This is a genomic window from Vibrio sp. 10N.261.52.A1, from assembly GCF_002876325.1.
GTDB lineage: Bacteria > Pseudomonadota > Gammaproteobacteria > Enterobacterales > Vibrionaceae > Vibrio > Vibrio chagasii.
In genome coordinates, this window is the sequence record NZ_MCYD01000411.1 from 1 (window position 1) to 515 (window position 515).

The 515-nt window shown below is 38.4% G+C and carries 1 pseudogene; it reads right to left on the minus strand.

From position 1 onward, the window contains the following. Nucleotides 1-469 (minus strand): annotated as a pseudogene (locus BCT81_RS05000) (alpha/beta hydrolase); the annotation flags it as partial. Nucleotides 470-515 lie beyond the last annotated feature (46 nt).

Sequence of the window (515 nt, forward strand, 5' to 3'; positions counted from 1 at the left end):
TATAAAGCTTATTTTCATTTCCTAACCATGAAGAGATATCACCACCATTTGAGTGCCCAACTAAGAGCAAATTGTCAAAATCATAATATTCAAAACGCCTACTCAAAACTAATTTAACAAAGTCCAGAGTTTGAGCGCCTCTGCGCCAATTTTCACTTCTGGTTTCAAATAAATTTCCTGTCGTTGAAAGTGGTGGGTCATTTGGCAGTTCATGTCCAATAGCTACAACAAGGTAACCCAGGTTATTGAGCTGATTAGCTAAAAATGTATACTTCAAATGAGATACGCCGTAGCCAGCGCTCAATAGAGCAACTGGACATTTAGATTCCTTTTTACATTTTTTTACTGATTGAGGAAGCGTAACTTCTATAGGGATATGCCTCTCCCTAGATTCATCGTAGATTGTGTCTGCATTTGAAACGCTAGATGCACTAGCAATTAAAAATACTAATCCTTGCAGATACTTCATAAATCTCCTGAAAGCCTAACGCCCTGTTAGGGTGTGAGCAACGCAA